This window comes from Thiomicrorhabdus arctica DSM 13458 (assembly GCF_000381085.1).
Classification (GTDB): Bacteria; Pseudomonadota; Gammaproteobacteria; order Thiomicrospirales; family Thiomicrospiraceae; genus Thiomicrorhabdus; species Thiomicrorhabdus arctica.
On record NZ_KB905899.1, the window covers coordinates 1,685,769 to 1,701,630 of the forward strand.

General features: G+C 41.8%; 15 protein-coding genes. 7 read left to right on the forward strand and 8 right to left on the reverse strand.

Annotated features, from left to right (window positions below; genetic code table 11):
• Positions 1-4: 4 nt before the first annotated feature.
• From F612_RS0107860 to F612_RS0107875, 4 genes are all read left to right on the forward strand, one after another.
• Positions 5-631, forward strand: a complete 627-nt coding sequence (locus tag F612_RS0107860) for a class I SAM-dependent methyltransferase (RefSeq protein WP_019557216.1) — start codon at positions 5-7, stop codon at positions 629-631.
• Positions 628-1,542, forward strand: coding sequence for a DMT family transporter (locus F612_RS0107865; RefSeq protein ID WP_019557217.1), 915 nt, complete (start codon positions 628-630; stop codon positions 1,540-1,542). The genes F612_RS0107860 and F612_RS0107865 overlap by 4 nt, the downstream gene beginning before the upstream one ends.
• Positions 1,543-1,652: 110 nt before the next feature.
• Positions 1,653-2,021: a hypothetical protein gene (locus F612_RS0107870; protein ID WP_019557218.1), complete on the forward strand. Its 369-nt coding sequence runs from the start codon at positions 1,653-1,655 to the stop codon at positions 2,019-2,021.
• A gap of 1,102 nt (positions 2,022-3,123) precedes the next feature.
• Positions 3,124-3,633: a hypothetical protein gene (locus tag F612_RS0107875; protein ID WP_019557219.1), complete on the forward strand. Its 510-nt coding sequence runs from the start codon at positions 3,124-3,126 to the stop codon at positions 3,631-3,633.
• A 182-nt stretch (positions 3,634-3,815) separates the two neighbouring features.
• Here the strand turns inward: F612_RS0107875 and F612_RS0107880 are convergent, their stop codons facing one another.
• The 6 genes from F612_RS0107880 to F612_RS0107905 form a co-directional block, all read right to left on the reverse strand.
• Complete coding sequence (locus F612_RS0107880; RefSeq protein WP_019557220.1) at positions 3,816-4,334, reverse strand: DUF2141 domain-containing protein; 519 nt, start codon at positions 4,332-4,334, stop codon at positions 3,816-3,818.
• Positions 4,335-4,558: 224 nt separating this feature from the next.
• A complete protein-coding gene (locus F612_RS0107885; RefSeq protein WP_157760471.1) occupies positions 4,559-4,966 on the reverse strand; it encodes a hypothetical protein in 408 nt (135 codons plus the stop codon).
• Between the two features lie 286 nt (positions 4,967-5,252).
• Positions 5,253-5,534: a YrhK family protein gene (locus F612_RS0107890; protein ID WP_019557222.1), complete on the reverse strand. Its 282-nt coding sequence runs from the start codon at positions 5,532-5,534 to the stop codon at positions 5,253-5,255.
• 148 nt (positions 5,535-5,682) lie between these two features.
• Positions 5,683-6,735 (reverse strand): MBL fold metallo-hydrolase, encoded by a 1,053-nt coding sequence (locus tag F612_RS0107895; protein ID WP_019557223.1) that lies wholly within the window; start codon positions 6,733-6,735, stop codon positions 5,683-5,685.
• Between the two features lie 441 nt (positions 6,736-7,176).
• On the reverse strand, positions 7,177-8,130 hold the full coding sequence (locus F612_RS0107900) for a lysophospholipid acyltransferase family protein (protein ID WP_019557224.1): 954 nt from the start codon (positions 8,128-8,130) through the stop codon (positions 7,177-7,179).
• A complete protein-coding gene (locus tag F612_RS0107905) occupies positions 8,127-9,032 on the reverse strand; it encodes a tRNA 2-thiocytidine(32) synthetase TtcA (RefSeq protein ID WP_019557225.1) in 906 nt (301 codons plus the stop codon). The genes F612_RS0107900 and F612_RS0107905 overlap by 4 nt, the downstream gene beginning before the upstream one ends.
• 168 nt (positions 9,033-9,200) lie before the next feature.
• On the opposite strand from F612_RS0107905, the gene F612_RS12975 reads away from it, so the two are divergent.
• From F612_RS12975 to F612_RS12980, 3 genes are all read left to right on the forward strand, one after another.
• The gene (locus F612_RS12975; protein WP_157760472.1) at positions 9,201-10,196 is read left to right on the forward strand and encodes a DUF3616 domain-containing protein; all 996 of its coding nucleotides are present in this window, start codon (positions 9,201-9,203) and stop codon (positions 10,194-10,196) included.
• A 194-nt stretch (positions 10,197-10,390) separates the two neighbouring features.
• The gene (locus tag F612_RS0107915; protein WP_019557227.1) at positions 10,391-11,950 is read left to right on the forward strand and encodes a DUF3369 domain-containing protein; all 1,560 of its coding nucleotides are present in this window, start codon (positions 10,391-10,393) and stop codon (positions 11,948-11,950) included.
• 80 nt (positions 11,951-12,030) lie between these two features.
• The gene (locus F612_RS12980) at positions 12,031-13,557 is read left to right on the forward strand and encodes a sensor histidine kinase (protein ID WP_019557228.1); all 1,527 of its coding nucleotides are present in this window, start codon (positions 12,031-12,033) and stop codon (positions 13,555-13,557) included.
• Here F612_RS12980 and F612_RS12420 read toward each other — a convergent pair.
• Positions 13,554-14,252: an MOSC domain-containing protein gene (locus tag F612_RS12420; protein ID WP_019557229.1), complete on the reverse strand. Its 699-nt coding sequence runs from the start codon at positions 14,250-14,252 to the stop codon at positions 13,554-13,556. The genes F612_RS12980 and F612_RS12420 overlap by 4 nt on opposite strands.
• Positions 14,253-14,500: 248 nt before the next feature.
• Positions 14,501-15,688 carry an NAD(P)/FAD-dependent oxidoreductase gene (locus tag F612_RS0107930; RefSeq protein ID WP_019557230.1) on the reverse strand — a complete coding sequence of 396 codons (1,188 nt, stop codon included), beginning with the start codon at positions 15,686-15,688 and terminating at the stop codon, positions 14,501-14,503.
• Between the last annotated feature and the right edge of the window lie 174 nt (positions 15,689-15,862).

The window sequence follows — 15,862 nt, forward strand, 5'->3', positions numbered from 1 at the left end:
GCATATGAGTCACACGAAAACGCTAAATTCCGCCGAAAAATGGGATGCAAAATACCAGCAAGCCTCCCTAAAAACACCTGCTAACCCAAGTTATGTGCTTAAACAGCACAGTCGTTTACTGCCGTTTCGTGGGCAAGCCCTTGAACTGGCGTGCGGTTTGGGGGGCAATGCCCGTTTTCTGGCACTCTGTGGATTAAAAACACATGCTTGGGATATCTCGGACACGGCCTTAACCATCCTCAATAATTGGGCGAGTCTTAACCACCAGCCCATCACCCCCTTGATTACGGATTTAGAGCAGATGATTCTGCCCTTTCAGCAATTTGATGTCATCGTGGTCAGTCATTATTTGGACAGAAGCTTGTTCTCAGCCATTGAAGACGCGCTTAAACCCGGCGGTTTACTCTTCTATCAGACCTTTTTAGGACCTGTGCAAGACAATGCACCACAGAATCCAGATTTTTACATCCACTCTGGAGAGTTCAACCAGGCCTGGTCAAAACTCACCACCGAAGTCTATGGAGAAGGTTGGTTAACAAATGAAAATCACCGTGAAAATGACCCAGAACAGACATCTGAAAATACCTCAAAACATCGGTATGCCTGGTATATTGGCCGTAAAATCGCGTGATTAAATTTCCCAATTTATCCCCCATCACCATCGGCTTTATCTTAGCCATCTTCGGCACAGCACTGTTCTCGCTCAAATCCATCTTTATCAAACTCGCTTATGCAGAAGGTTTAAATTCTGACAGTGTATTAATGATACGTATGGCGATTGCTCTGCCGATTTACCTAGTGATTCTATTTTGGTTAAGTCGTGTACAAACCAAACCCGAAGGACTCAACTCAAAACTTCTCAAGATCACTTTTTTAGGGTTTATCGGTTACTACCTCGCGTCTTATTTAGACCTGAAAGGCCTAGAGATGATCTCTGCTCAGCTTGAACGACTGACGCTGTTTACCTATCCGATTATGGTGTCCATTTTAGGCGCACTGTTTTTCAAGACACCTATCACTCGGAAAGTGTTACTCGCGCTGGTCATCACCTATGGAGGGCTCTTAATTGTGTTTGCTAAGGAAGTTTCACTCAGTGGAGAACAAGTCCCCCTTGGCACCTTACTGGTCTTTTTAGCCGCCTTAAGCTTCTCTTTCTATGTGCTGCTTGGTAAACAGATGATTAACCAGATTGGTAGCTTATGGTTCACCAGTCTCGCCATGAGCATCTCGAGTATTTTTGTACTGTTGCACTTTGGACTCTTCAGTGATTTTTCAAATCTGAGTGTGACCCCAATGGCATGGCTGTGGTTAGGCTTACTCGCCATTTTCAGCACGGTCATTCCCAGTTTTATGATCAGCGAAGCCATCGCCAAAATAGGCCCCGCGCAAACCGGTATAGTCGGCATCTTAGGCCCGGTTGTCACCATGGGCTTGGCGATTACCATTCTCGAAGAAGTCTTTACGGTTTGGCATGCTTTAGGGATGGTTTTGGTGATTGGTGGGGTAGCGATATTGACGATTAGAAGTAAACCTGCGGTTTAAATCGCATTACAAAACTACCAGGGCTGGTAAGTTAAACCTCTCCTAAAAGACGTATTATTTACTTATACAGATACAATGAACGGTATTAATTTAAACAAGAAGGGATAAGAATGGAACAGATCCTTTATGCAGTGGTCGCTATGATTATATTTGGGACTATATCGGGGGTAACACGTCTAGCTTATAGACACCCTGAAGGATATAAAGCGATATCCTGCACTCTAATGGCTCTTCTTATGACTATAACTTGCGCATTAGTAGCCTGGAACCTTGCCGTAACTATGACTGGAGGTGAACTTCATAGTTTGATAGAAGCATCAAAAACTGTTGAATCTGGCAATGTTATGCGAACACTACAGATTCCGTCTTTTATACTGATAGCGGTACCAAGTCTTTCGGTTTACTTGATTTTTCTGCTTTTTTTACCAAAATTACTAGGTACGCATGTAAACATAAAAGGAAATATAGATAAAGAGTAAAGCGGGACGTTGCCCTTTTAGCTCTAATAACCTGTTGAGAAGCCTTTCTGAAATTGGTCATTCACCCTTATTTTCCATAAAGGCTTCCCGTGACTATTTTGCTTGCCCCTACTACTGTCAAAACCAGTAACCACAAAAGGGCACCCCGCTCAATCAATTGGCATTCCCTAAACTCATTCACTGAAATCCCAGAACTCGCTGGCGCTCAAACACCTGGGATTTTTCAACGTTCATTTCGTTAAGGGCATTGCTCGATTGCTTTCAAAGGGGAATTTGGCGTGAGATTTTATTGTTCAGATAAGCTTGATATTGAAAGTAACCAGGCCTGGTCAAATCCAAAAGCACTACATAAACCCAATAAAGAACAGACGAGCTCACGTGGAGACCTCCCCTTTTGTAAGCAATCGTCATTTCACTTAGCGAAGGACGCGTTTAAACATTCCCTGTGTCTGAGCGAAGCGAGTTTAGGGAATGTCAGCGAACAAGCTTAGTGAAATAGAGGGCGTCAGCAGGGTGTCTTTTGTTTGGTTACTTTATTTGGACAAGCAAATAAAGTGACGGGAAGCCGTAGATAAAAATAAAGGCCTATAAATATCAAAAGGCTTCTCAAGCATTGATGAAAAGAAAATATATAACCAGGCCTGGTTATATATCAAAGCCCAGACAACGCCAAAATCAAACATATTGAATTCACGTGGAGACCTCCCCTTTTGTAAGCAATCGTGCAATTCACTTAGTGAAGGACGCGTTTAAACATTCCCAATGTCTGAACGGAGCGAGTTCTGGGAATGTCAGCGGACAAGCTTAGTGAAATAGAGGGCGTCAGCAGGGTGTCTTTTGTTTGGTTACTTTATTTGGACAAGCAAATAAAGTGACGGGAAGCCGAAAGAGAAAATAAAGAGTTATAAATATCAAAAAGTCTTCTCAACTTATAACAAAATCAAATTGAAACCATCAATAAAAACCTACCAGGCCTGGTCAATCTACTTTTATACTAAGAATATGCGCATTATTGCTTTTATTCATTTAAAATAAATGACATTCATATCATAAAACGACTGCCATCCGCTCAACATTAACTACCATAAATAGAATCATAACAATGCAAAAAAAAACGAGGTATATACAAACTTTACAGGATTTCTTACTGTTCTTTTTGGGTACTTATATTGGTATCAAACTGTCTCAATTCGGTAACTTTGAGGTCTCCAAACTATTTAATATCATCGGTTTAACATTTGATATATTTGGGGTCGTTATACTTTCTTACGTGGTCATCTCGAACGAAAAAATAAAAGAAATTGTATCGGGCTGGGGCGCTGCAACAACGATAAGCATTGTGGGTTTTATGCCCATAGGATTGTTTTTAGGCGCCTTAATCGGCATTAAATTTTTGGGCCACGAAGAGGTCAATAATTTATTTTCATATTATTTACCCATTACTGTCTATGCTTTGTTATCCGCCTTTTTTATAGAAGATACGATTCTCATGCCAAAATTTAGTGTGTTTAAATCGCAAGATACGCGCATTAAAGTGCTTGGCGGTTTTTTTCTTTTGTCAGGCTTATGCATACAACTCTATGCTGCCGTTCTAGACTTGCTTGGAAAATAAATGCCAATATTTGATTGAGCCATTAGGCTTGTATATTATGCTTCAGTCGTAATTTCACCAGGCCTGATAGGTTTTAAAAGCCCAACTAAAGATAGACTATAAACAGACCCCTTAAACGACTGAATCGTTGTGCTTAATTAAAGTAAGAAAGTAGAAATACCCAATATTCATGCATGGGGTGTTCAGTAACTTAGACTCATCTTCATATCTATATTCTGCCCATCGTATTGGAAACTAGCGGCAGAGAATGACGGAGCGCTCAGTAATGCTTCGGCGTTGTTTGAGAAACCAAAGCCTTCCTTTGGGTCACCCAACCAGTTGGTGTCCAGACTGCCATTCATATTCTCATCATGAATGACGGCCATCGCATAGTTACCCGGCGGAATGTCTGAAAAGTGACAAGTCGCCTGGGACTCCTGAATTTTGATGATTGTAATATTCGTTGCAAAGCGCAAAAAATCTTTAGGGAAGCCCTTCGGCGATTGGAACAACGCGCACGCTATGGCTCCAGTGCTGTTGCTTATTTTCAGAATCTTCACGTGAATTCCAGAGCATGGTGGTTGGGCAAAAGCGAGGTTGGGAAGACTCGCAAACATCAACATCAAACACCATGCTGCGCATCGGGCTCCCATTGATATCCATACCTGTAGCCCTCTGATGGCGAAGGCCGCTGTTGACTTCCGATTGATTGACTTATTCATGAATTTCCTCCCATTTTTAACCTCACATCGTGAGTGGACAGCAGTGGAGCCCGGGTCACTTCTTCCCCTACGTAGATACCTAACCCGAGGACCACCATGCTTAAACTGTTAGGCCGCAAGCGTTCTTCGTGTCTGAGTTAATGCGCTGGTTCGGTTCGGTTATTTTATTTTTTATATATTTATTGGGAGTGAGTCATACGAAAACTTGCCCCTGTTTTCTTGCATCAACGCCCTATTTTTATATTTCTTGTTTTCACACAGGTATTACTGAAGCCGTCAAACTTATCGCATGTGGTTCGCACAAATGACTTCTGGGCTGGGTAGAAAGAACACTTTGTTTGATAATGACAGGTACTGTTGAACTTTTCCCAGTGCTGACATTCTTCAACGCATTCGAGTTTTTTGTACGTATAAGTCGTTTTTTCAAACAGGCAATTTTTATCAAAACTATCCCAGTATTGGCACTCATTGAGAGCCAAAGGCATATCAACAGTTAACGGTTGACCGCAAGTGACGGAGAGGTCTCCCTGGTGGTATGTTTCTCCCGTGTTGAGACTTACTTCTTTTGCTCCGACAGGACCTGTCAAAAACGTCATCCCTACAATTAAACTTATCAACACCTGTTTTTTCATATTTGAATTCGCTGTTATCTTAGTTTGTTTATAATCGAAATTTTGCAGAGTTGAGTTTCCGGCAAGATCAATCCCGTAACTCTTGTTAGCCGGACTATAATTAGACAATATTAACTAGTAATACCACTTATGTCAATCGCTTCTAATAATGCCGTTTTGTGCTTTTATTTTATACTTTATCAACACATTTATTAAACTGCGCCAGTCGGTATTTCGTATGCAATTTAATCGACTTTGTCACCCAACCTCTTATGCATCCGCAATCTAACCCCGCAAAGGTATCTAATTATTTTGAAGACTTGTCATTCACCAAGTCGTCTTCATGGCCGGTAGACGCCAACCTTATTTCACGCACAACTCGTATTGTCGGCTTAAAGGCAAACAGCAATGATCCGATAATAAAATACCATTTTGCAGCATGTGCATACGACTCATAGAGAAACATAATTGATCCTATGGTAAAGGCCATCGCCGCCAAAAAATCAACTATCGTGTAGAGAATTTCAAACATTGCATATACTTTTCGTTTGTTCGCTTTAACCCCATGTAACGATCCATCAAAAAACATTCTACAACTCTCCTTCTAAGATTTGGATTGGCGTTTAAAAAGGCAAAAAACCTTTAAACAATAATATCAATATGCGTCCGAGAGACTCACATTGAGCTTCACTTATCTGAAAACAGACCAAAAGTCCGTTGTTTAAATGCGGTTATATCTACTTGAACGGTTCGGCTTCCATCTCAAGAAAAATGCGGTAAGCATTGCCACGATTACTTCCATTAAATGCTGGCATGTTTCTGTAAGCAGACCAGTCGGTCGCATTGTAGGCTTCATCAAAAGGCACAAGATTTTCTGCTGCTTCACCCATCGCATCACGTACGAAGTTGATGTAGTCACGGGTTGTTGTGACCGCATCCTTTACGCTTTCCGAAGGGGTGCCATGACCAGGAATAACAAAACGCGGCTGTGGATCTAACTCGGCCAGATAGTCAAGCCCTCGAAGCCAGCGTTTGGTATCTGTCTCTGGGCTGTCCATGAAAGGCACGCGGCCCTTGTAGATGACGTCACCACTGAACAGCACACCATAATTTTTTACTAACATAATACTGTCAGCTGGTGCGTGTGCTGGCCCAAGATGTTTCACCATAAAAGTGACTCCGCCAAGCTCAAAGGTCATGTCATCTTTGAAGGTGTTAGTCGGTGAAACAATGTGGGTATTTTCGTCTACCCATGGTGATAGCGCTTTACGTCGCTGTGCAAGACGGCGTGCGGCATCTTCGCCTTGACTGGCCGTTGACCCACCGACATACCCCAGCGCGAGCACTTGCGCCCACACCGGTGGATTACCGGCATGTTCTTCAAAGGCCTGTAGTCCATAAATATGGTCTGCGTGATAATGACTGAGAATCACTCGCTCAATAGGCTGGTCGGTCACCTCGCGAATACGTTGTAATAAACGATAACCCAGTGCCGGCGTACCCAGAGCATCAAACACGACAACGCCCGCATCGGTTACCACGAAGCCTGCATTTGAAGTATGTCCTTCATTCTCTGTGTCTGGCACACCCGAAAAACCAATCACATAATAAATAGGTGCATCTTTTACTTTAAACAGCTTCATCGCAAGTTTAGAGTCGCCATAAGGTGTAGCAACCTTGTTAATCGGTGTTGCACTCACATCGCTGCCAGAGGCCGCCACCTCAGATGACTTGGTGCAAGCCGATACGGTTAATAACAGGACAAAAATGAAAAAATGTTTCAGGCGCATGTTTTTTCCTCAATAGAAATTGCAATCGGAAACGAGCGCACATTTGTCTACACAAGTGAGGACAAGGTCCCATTGAATAGTCATTACACGGCCCGTACAGTTTTAAAGTCACAAATACTGACTATATACGTAATAAATATTATAACGTCTAATGAATGCCAGAGGAAGCATACTCATGACAAGACCAAGTCCTTCACAAATAACAAGTGATTAGGATTCGTGTCTCATTGAAAAAGCATGGCGTAAAATGGATAAATCAGGAGTCACAACGCCTCCGTACTATAACAAAATGAAAATTAAGGGGGCAGATCCATTAAAATGATATCAGTGCGGCATGTAACACTGACATTCACCCGTTAAAAGTTATGAGCCGCACACGGCCACATAAAAAACGGGCTCGGATGTAATCCGAGGATGAGCGTTGAAGGTTGGCCAGGTCGATTAAGATTTATAAATATCCACCACACCTGCTGGTGGATGGCGAAAACGTTTATAAGACCAAAGATACTGTTCTGGTGCCAAGGCAATACAAGCTTCAATCCCTGCATTTAAAGCCGTCGTCGCAACCAACTCATCTGTACTTCCAATATCGGCATCGGTCGGCAAAAAGTGCAGCCGATAACCTTCGGCATTGGGCAGACGCTCCATCATCATAAACAACACAGCACAATCGGTTTTCTGAACCAATTTACTCACAAAAGTCATACTGCGGGCCGGTCGTCCAAAAAACGGTGCATAAACACCACCCGATTCGCCAGGATCTTGATCGGGCAAAATCCCGGTTACTTCATTGTTCTTTAGGGCTTTAATTAGGGTACGTACACCCCGTAAGTCCGTCGGCACTAGCTTACCTCCAAATCGCGAACGCGCTTTCTTCATAAAGGATTCAACCGAAGAGACATTAGGGGGGCGATAGAGAAAGGTAGAAGGATAGCGGCTCGCTAAATAGATGGCATTCAGCTCCCAATTACCAATGTGAGGGCCGAGAAAAATCACCCCTTTCTGATTCGTAATCGCCTCATCCAATAAGGCCTGGCCTTTTATCTCTTTAATCAAAGGTAAAATCTGTTGATTAGGCCAACACCACATTGGCCCGAGTTCGGTAATGGTTTTACCTAACTCGAATAAGGTATTGTGCAGCAAAACTTTCTGTTCATCCGGCCTTAAGTCGGGATAAACCACCTGGAGGTTTTTCCGAGCGATACTTTTCTGACTGTTCGGCAACCAAATTAATAACCAACCGATGCCACGACCGAGTCTTTGATTCCAGGCTAAAGAGAACCAGGAAAAGGCAATGACCAAGCCTTTTAGTAAGGCCCCTAACCAGGCCTGGTCATTTACTGTGCGTTTTTTAGCAGGCTTTTTCTCAGGCAGTTGATGCTTTAAATGACTCATAAATCGACCTCATTCGGCTCTGACAATTCAGACTGTAACAGGCTCGCATGCCCTGCATGATTGTCATCTGCAATTAAGGGTTGCATCGCACGCCATAGATTAGCATAGAGATGTGAATTGGTTTTTTCTTGCGCTAACAACATCTGTTTGGTCTCTTCACGGGCTTGCGGTTTGGCATAACAAGCCGGGCAATTATCTTCAATCACCGGCAAACCAGCTTCTGTGGCAAATTCACGGGTTTGACATTCACGAACCCGCACCAACGGACGGATAATGCGAATGTCTTTATCGTCATTCAGATAGTGGGCTTTCATAGTACGTAATTGACCGGCGTTAAAAGCACTCATAATAAAGCTTTCGGCCAAATCATCTAAATGTTGCGCTAAGGCCAACACGTTATACCCTTCACGACGACAAGTCGAATATAAAATACCGCGTTTTTGACGGGCACAGAAACTGCAAAAAGAGTTGCCTTTCATACGCTCTTCCGCCAGTTTGACAATGTCTTCCGATTCATAAAAGTAGGGGACATCCAATGATGCACACCAGGATTTTAAGGGTGAAGGATCAAATCCTGGAATCTCAGGATCAATCGTACAGGCGGCAATCTCAAAATGAATCGGCGCATGGCGCTGGATGTGTTTCAAAATAATGAGCAAAGACATCGAATCTTTACCACCAGACAAACCCAATAAAACCCGGTCGCCCTCGCGCAACATTTGATACTGAGCCATGGCTTTACCGACCAATTTCATAATGGATTTTGGGGGTTTGATCCAATCCTTGGTACGTTCTTTTTTCGAACGCTTAATGGAAGCGGATACAGGCTTAATATCAGACTCAACATCGGAGATTGCTTTGGTTATCGCTTCCGCGGTAGGTTCTGTTATTGATTCACTCATGGTCACAGTCATTTGGCCGTTGTTTAGTTTGTTAGCGACTATTTTACACAATCCGCTACAATAACGGTTTGATTAAACACGTTATCACCCGAGTCTGACATCATGCACCTAATATCACACCTTACAAAACGCATTTGCATTAAAACCTTATTTGGCTATGGCCTTTTGTTGGCACTGACATTCGCAGTAAACACTGCAAATGCAAACACGCTAGCGACGCCGGAAAATGACCAGGCCTGGTCATTTTCTACCGACTTAGGAATGGATTCTTTGAATATCAGTGGCCTCATTGTTAGCAGCGACTTTATGGCGCTGGCAACGGATGAAGGTCATCAAATACAACTGTTTACGCGCCTCAAAACAAATTCGGGCCAACTTATCTGGCAACCCGGTCAACTCATCTCCCTAGACAGCTCGATGGCCGCCTTGAATACCGAATTGGATATTGAAGGCTTGGCTTGGCAAGCGCCCTATCTCTACGCCATCGGCTCTCACAGTGTGAAACGCGCTAAACTCAAAAAAAACAAATCTGCTAAACAGAATTTGAAACGACTACAAACCGTCAGTAGAGAACCTGCCAGACAACAGCTGTTTCGCATTGAACTGGATAGGCACTATAAAGCCGTTAAGGTTGAAAGCCTTTCATTAGCAGAAGAGTTACAAAATCATGCAACGTTAGGTTTATTTGTGGGGATTCCCAGTAAAGAAAACGGGGTCGATATTGAAGGATTGGCAATCGATGTTAAAGGTCGCCTGTTAGTCGGTTTTAGAGGACCGGTGTTGCGTGGCAATATCGCTACCGTTTTACGTTTAAAGTTGCATAAAAAGAAGTTTAAAATCAAATCGGTTAAAACCCTCTATCTGCCCCTAGCTGGCAGAGGGATTAGAGGCATAAGTGAAATGGAACCTGGTTTTCTAGTGTTGACAGGTGCGGTGGGCGACCAAGACTTAAGCTATCAAGTCATTCTCTGGAATGGTGAAGATGCCTTACCGAGTGAATCTGCTTCTAAAACGGCCTTACGTTATCTATGCGACCTCCCATCAAGCATGGGTAAACCCGAAGGCATTCAATTTTTACAAAAAACCGCGACAAGGATAGAGTTCATCATTGTTCAAGACGGTCTCAAAAACGGACAACCCACTGTTTTTAGCTGTGCACTTTAAGTTTTTTCTGTTGCATTCACCTTCACGATTAAGACTCTTGATTGGTGCAAAACTTGGGTCCTTGTTTAACCCACCATGCTCCTTTATAAAACGGATACATCTGACGTATTAGAAATATCACAATTCAATTGATATCCCTAGCAAAATGGTATGATATTATCTAACAACTATTTATGAGAAGGAGTGGTGACGGAATGGATGATTTATATGTCTTTGCTGCGGATACTGCCAAAGAAATACTCAGTGACAAACTGCATAAAATGCAACCCTGGAAAGTGCTCATTGTTGACGATGAACCGGACGTCCATAAAATCACCAAGCTGGTCTTAGAGTCCGTTACTTTTGAAAATAAAAACGTTGAATTACTCCATGCCTACAGCGCTGCAGAAGCGAAAGAAGTATTGCAAAGACAACCTAAAAACGCCCCCATTGCCGTCGCCTTTATAGATGTGGTCATGGAGACGGATACGGCTGGACTTGACTTAGTCAAATACATTCGTGAAGAGATGGACAATCACATCACCCGTATCATTCTTCGCACAGGCCAACCGGGACAAGCGCCTGAAGAGTCGGTTATCAAAGATTATGATATCAACGATTACAAATCAAAAACTGAATTAACCTCTAGCAAGCTCAAAACTACTCTTTATGCCTCATTGCGTTCTTATCGAGACATTATGACCATCGACAATCATCGGGTGGGATTGCAAAAAGTGCTCAAAGCGATTGGGAACATCAGCTCTGAAACCAACCTACGCTCCTTAACCTCGCTGATCCTCTCGCAAATCGCCACGGTATTAGACCTGGAAGAAGATGCGATGTACTGTACTGTGTTGACCACCCCCACTCAACAAGATCACAATGGACAGCAGTTCAAAGTATTGGCTAAAGCAGGGGATCTTTTCTCCGAGCTCAAAGAGGATGAAATTTGCACTCTTCCACCTGAAGTTCACACCCTATTTCAACAGTCCTATCAACAAAAAAGTTCGATACAAAAAGGCATCGAATTTGTGGCTTATATTAGCAATGACCTTGGCGAAGAAAACCTGCTTTATGTCCGTAAATCACAACCGTTAAGCGAATTAAACCTGCATTTGTTGGATATTTTCATTGATAATTTTGTCAAAGCCCATACCGCCTTGACACTTAAAGATGAGGTTGAGCAAAGCCAAAGCGAACTTGTACACATATTGGGTGAAGCCGTTGAAGTTCGCTCCAAAGAAACCGGTAGTCATGTTAAACGGGTGGGACAAATCAGTTATATTTTAGCGAAAGCCTATGGCCTTAATAAATTTGACTGTGCATTAATTAAATTAGCCTCGCCCTTGCATGATGTGGGTAAAGTCAGCATTCCAGATCATGTCTTAAACAAACCAGGGCGACATGACGAAGATGAACGGCAAATAATGCAAAGTCATGCCGAAGTCGGCTACAACATACTCTCAAAATCAAAATCTGCATCATTAAAGACAGCCGCCCTCATTTCTTTGGAGCATCATGAACACTGGGATGGAGGGGGCTATCCTGCGGGAAAAATTGGCGATGAGACACATGTAATGTCTCGTATTACGGGACTTGCAGATGTTTTTGATGCTCTTGGCAGTAAACGTTGTTACAAAGAGCCTTGGCCAATTGAAAGAATTGTTGATCTGATTTCAGAACAGAAAGGTAAGCAATTTGAACCTAGATTGGTTGATTTGCTCTTAGAGTATCTCGATGAAATAAAGATGGTTCGTACTCTTTATCCAGACTAAGAATTCCCGGCATAAACTCCGCCACAAACCAAATAAGTGGCCGATAAACTAAGTGATAAAGATATTATTTTAGACTCTATATGAAAAATTCTACCGCTTCAATACTCATTTTAAGTTTTGTGATGACCATTGGCGTATTCACTGGTTTGATGACATACACTCTATCGCAGTTTGATTCGGTCAAAATTAAAATCGAAGAAATTGTTAAATACAACAATACCAAAGTCGACATTATGCATACCATGCATAGCGCAGCACGAGAACGTTTATTAGGCATGCTCATCATGGCGAATATCGATGACGATTTTTTGCTCGATGAACTCTATATGGACTTCAATAAGCATGGCGCAGTTTTTGCCACCGCACGCAACCGATTTGAAAAACTCAATTTAACTCCACAAGAAAAGACAATTCTTGACCAACAAGGCGCGATTGCAAAAGTATCCATTCCAATACAGTTTCAAGTCATCTCGCTTATTCACAACTCTGAACGTAAAAAAGCGATCGATTTACTCAATGAAAAAGGTATCGAAGCACAAAACCGCTCTTTACAAAAATTATCCGAACTTGTCACGTTACAAAGAAAAAGTTCGCAAAACATTCTGAATGAGATTGAACAACAATATGCAGAAAGTGTGCATCTCATATTAACCTGGTCGATTTTAACGGTTTTACTTGGTTCCTTTTTGGCGTACAAGGTTATTTTCAAAATCATTCGTACCGAAAAACAGCTCTCTGTCAGCCATGCAGAGCTAGAACAAACGAACCAGAATTTAGAATTTTTGGTTAAGGAACGCACCAACGAGATTGAACAAACGCTGGAAAACTTAAAAAGTACGCAAGATATGCTCGTTGAAAATGAAAAAATGGCCTCTTTAGGTGGTCTTGTAGCCGGAATAGCGCATGAGGTAAATACCCCGTTAGGGGTTGGCTTGACCAGTAGTTCTTTATTAAGAGAAAAGGTCGAGCACTTGCAAAATTTGTTTGACAACCAAGCTCTCACACAAAGTGCGTTAACTGGATTTTTACATCAAGCGCATGAAGCCACCGTCATCGTTGAAGAAAACCTTTACAGAGCCAACGATTTAATCGCGAGTTTTAAGCAACTTGCCGTTGATCAAACGTGTGATCAAACATTCACTTTTAATATCTATGACACTCTACATTCAAGCCTGATTAGCTTAAATCATGTTTTAAAAAAACAGAACATCCAAAGCATTCTCTCCTGTAATGAACAATTAACGCTTAACAGCAATGCTGGTTCCGTGAGTCAAGTCGTTACCAATTTAATCATGAATGCTTCCATTCACGCTTTTGATGACAATACGCCCAATCCAACCATTGAGATCAAAGTCACTGAACGTTCTGATAATCGTTTAGAAATTCAGTTTATTGACAATGGTAAAGGTATGGCTAAGGAAGTGCTCGACAAGGCATTTGAACCCTTCTTTACGACGAAACGAGGTCAAGGAGGTAGTGGACTAGGCTTACACCTGGTTTATAATCTAGTCACCCGAAAGTTAAAAGGCACCATTATCGTTCAAAGTGAACTCGGTAAAGGTACCGTTTTTCTGGTCACCATCCCAACTCAACTGGGAACTGTTTAAACCTTTGAATCAGCTTGTTCAGAATGCTGTTCAAGCAATTTTGTAATGGCTTTCTGCCAAGAGATTGAAAGTGCTGGGTGCTTCACCACCGCGTGCAAAATGGACCAATCGTGATCGGTTTGATGAAATTGTTTGGCTAAGAACAACTTTTGAATAGATATTTTATAAGGCATTTTTTCGGCATGTTCTTCATGGCTATCTCGCGTCAACCATGTGACCGCTTGACCCTGTTGTAAAACCCCAGTCACTAAGACTCGACAATAAAAACCCACTCGGCCGCTTTCAGAATAGGTTTTTAAAAATTCACCTGATCTCCAATCGGAACCTTCACTGGCCTGTTGGCCCAGCTTCCAACAAGGAGAGCGAGGCTGAGTCACTTCTAACAGAACCGTGCCAATTTGCAAACGATCTCCTAAACAAACCTCCGTTTCATCCAGACCGGACAAGGTTAAATTTTCGCCCAGAAAACCAAAGGGTTGATCAATTTCAAAGAATGCATAATTACTTTCTGGCATGATGAAAACGGCTTTATCTTCACCCCCATGATTTTTAAGATCGCCCTGTTCATCTCCAGCAAGCCCTATTTTATGGACGACAATCTGCCCTTGTACTGCTGACTTATGCATAGCACTTGGCGTACCGTCACGCCAAGATTGTATTTGAACTTGACCCACATTGACCGAAATGACTTTCATCAATTTATATTCCTTTTACCTATAAATCTTGTTGAGTATGATGCTTTGTTTTTTTAGACCAACCGATGTTAGTTTGGCCTACTAGCCTACTATAAAGGTGCACACTACGATCCGGATTCTATTTATTTCATAATACAAGTCGTTCTAAATAAGAATGATTCCATTAACGGCATCGTGTGTAAACTATATCATCACTCATTTGAGACCTATCATGACTATTTGATACTGAACTAGACTTTATCCAACCGTTACAGATACTTTAGATACAAAAGATAAAGTTTTTCAAAAGCACTTTTTAAAGTAACCAGTTTTTTCGATCTTTTAGGGAATAAGTTCCATAAAGGTGGCTTATTATCTTCAGCTGCATGCAACCACAACCCATCATTTCCCATATTCAAAATACATGAAAGTTCTTTACGATAAGTATGGGTTGCTTCATCCTTGTTAAGGACTTCCCGCATATTTTTAGCCGCCGCTTGAGATCTCAATTGAGCCATATGAGCCTGGTGTGGTAACCATGGAGTTGGATGTTCATGATTGGCACAATCGCCCGCAGAGAACACATTCTCTAACCCTTTAACTTGGCCATATTGATCAACATCTATATGACCACCTACCGAAACAGGCAAACAGGATTTGACCGCTAATTCAGGTGCTACAATTCCAGGAGAAAATAGAACAATATCCGCCTGCCTAAAAGTACCATTTGCGTCTAGCATTCCACCCTCAATAAACTCTTTAGGTTCATAACCATAGTCCAGAATGATATTACGTTCTAATAAAAGATCGGTGATTGCGCCTTTTTCATTTACCTCGATGTTTGGTGAAAACAGATGGATATTAAAATGTTCTCTAACGCCTCTTTTCTTTAATTCATAATCCAGTAAACAAGCCGTTTCATAAATTTGTCCTCCCCGACCTGCAACAAACCCATCCTCTTTATTGAGCTTAAAACCCAAATAGATCGTTCCCTGCTTTAAGGTATTTAACTTCTCTAGAAAACGTTCCATGTCGTCAATTCCACTGCATGGTGAGTAGGTATATTCTACTGTCCCAGGAATGTCATTTTTTAAGAACGCTGGGCCAATACCCAGAAAAAGAGCATCATTTGAATATCGTCCTTTGGTGGTAATGACAGTTCGACCTCCATCCTGGATGTCTGTCACCATATCATCAACAAATTTAATGTTTCTTCTCTTTAAATAAGGTTCTATATCAACCGTTATTTTTTCCCGGTTTCTATGTCCTGTAATAAAATCCGGTATTGAAGGGAAATAGATAAATTGTCCATTACCAATCAAAGTAATCTCGTGCTTAGAAAATAATTTGTAAAGCCAGCTAACAAAAACAGGCAGCACTGGCAGCAACAAAAAATATTGGATAAAAAACAAGGATGCAAAGCCATTGCCAACGATGATTATTTTTTTCTTTTTCATGCCTACGTCCTATTTAATTGGGTTTAGATTGAAACGACTACCTTATTCCGAACGGTAAATTAATTCGCTGAAAACCACCTTAATTTGACCTAATTACGCCGTTAGAAAATGATTTTGAACCCCTTTTTAAGTTAATACTGAATGTGTTTCGTCTCAGATAAAAAAGAGTGTCCA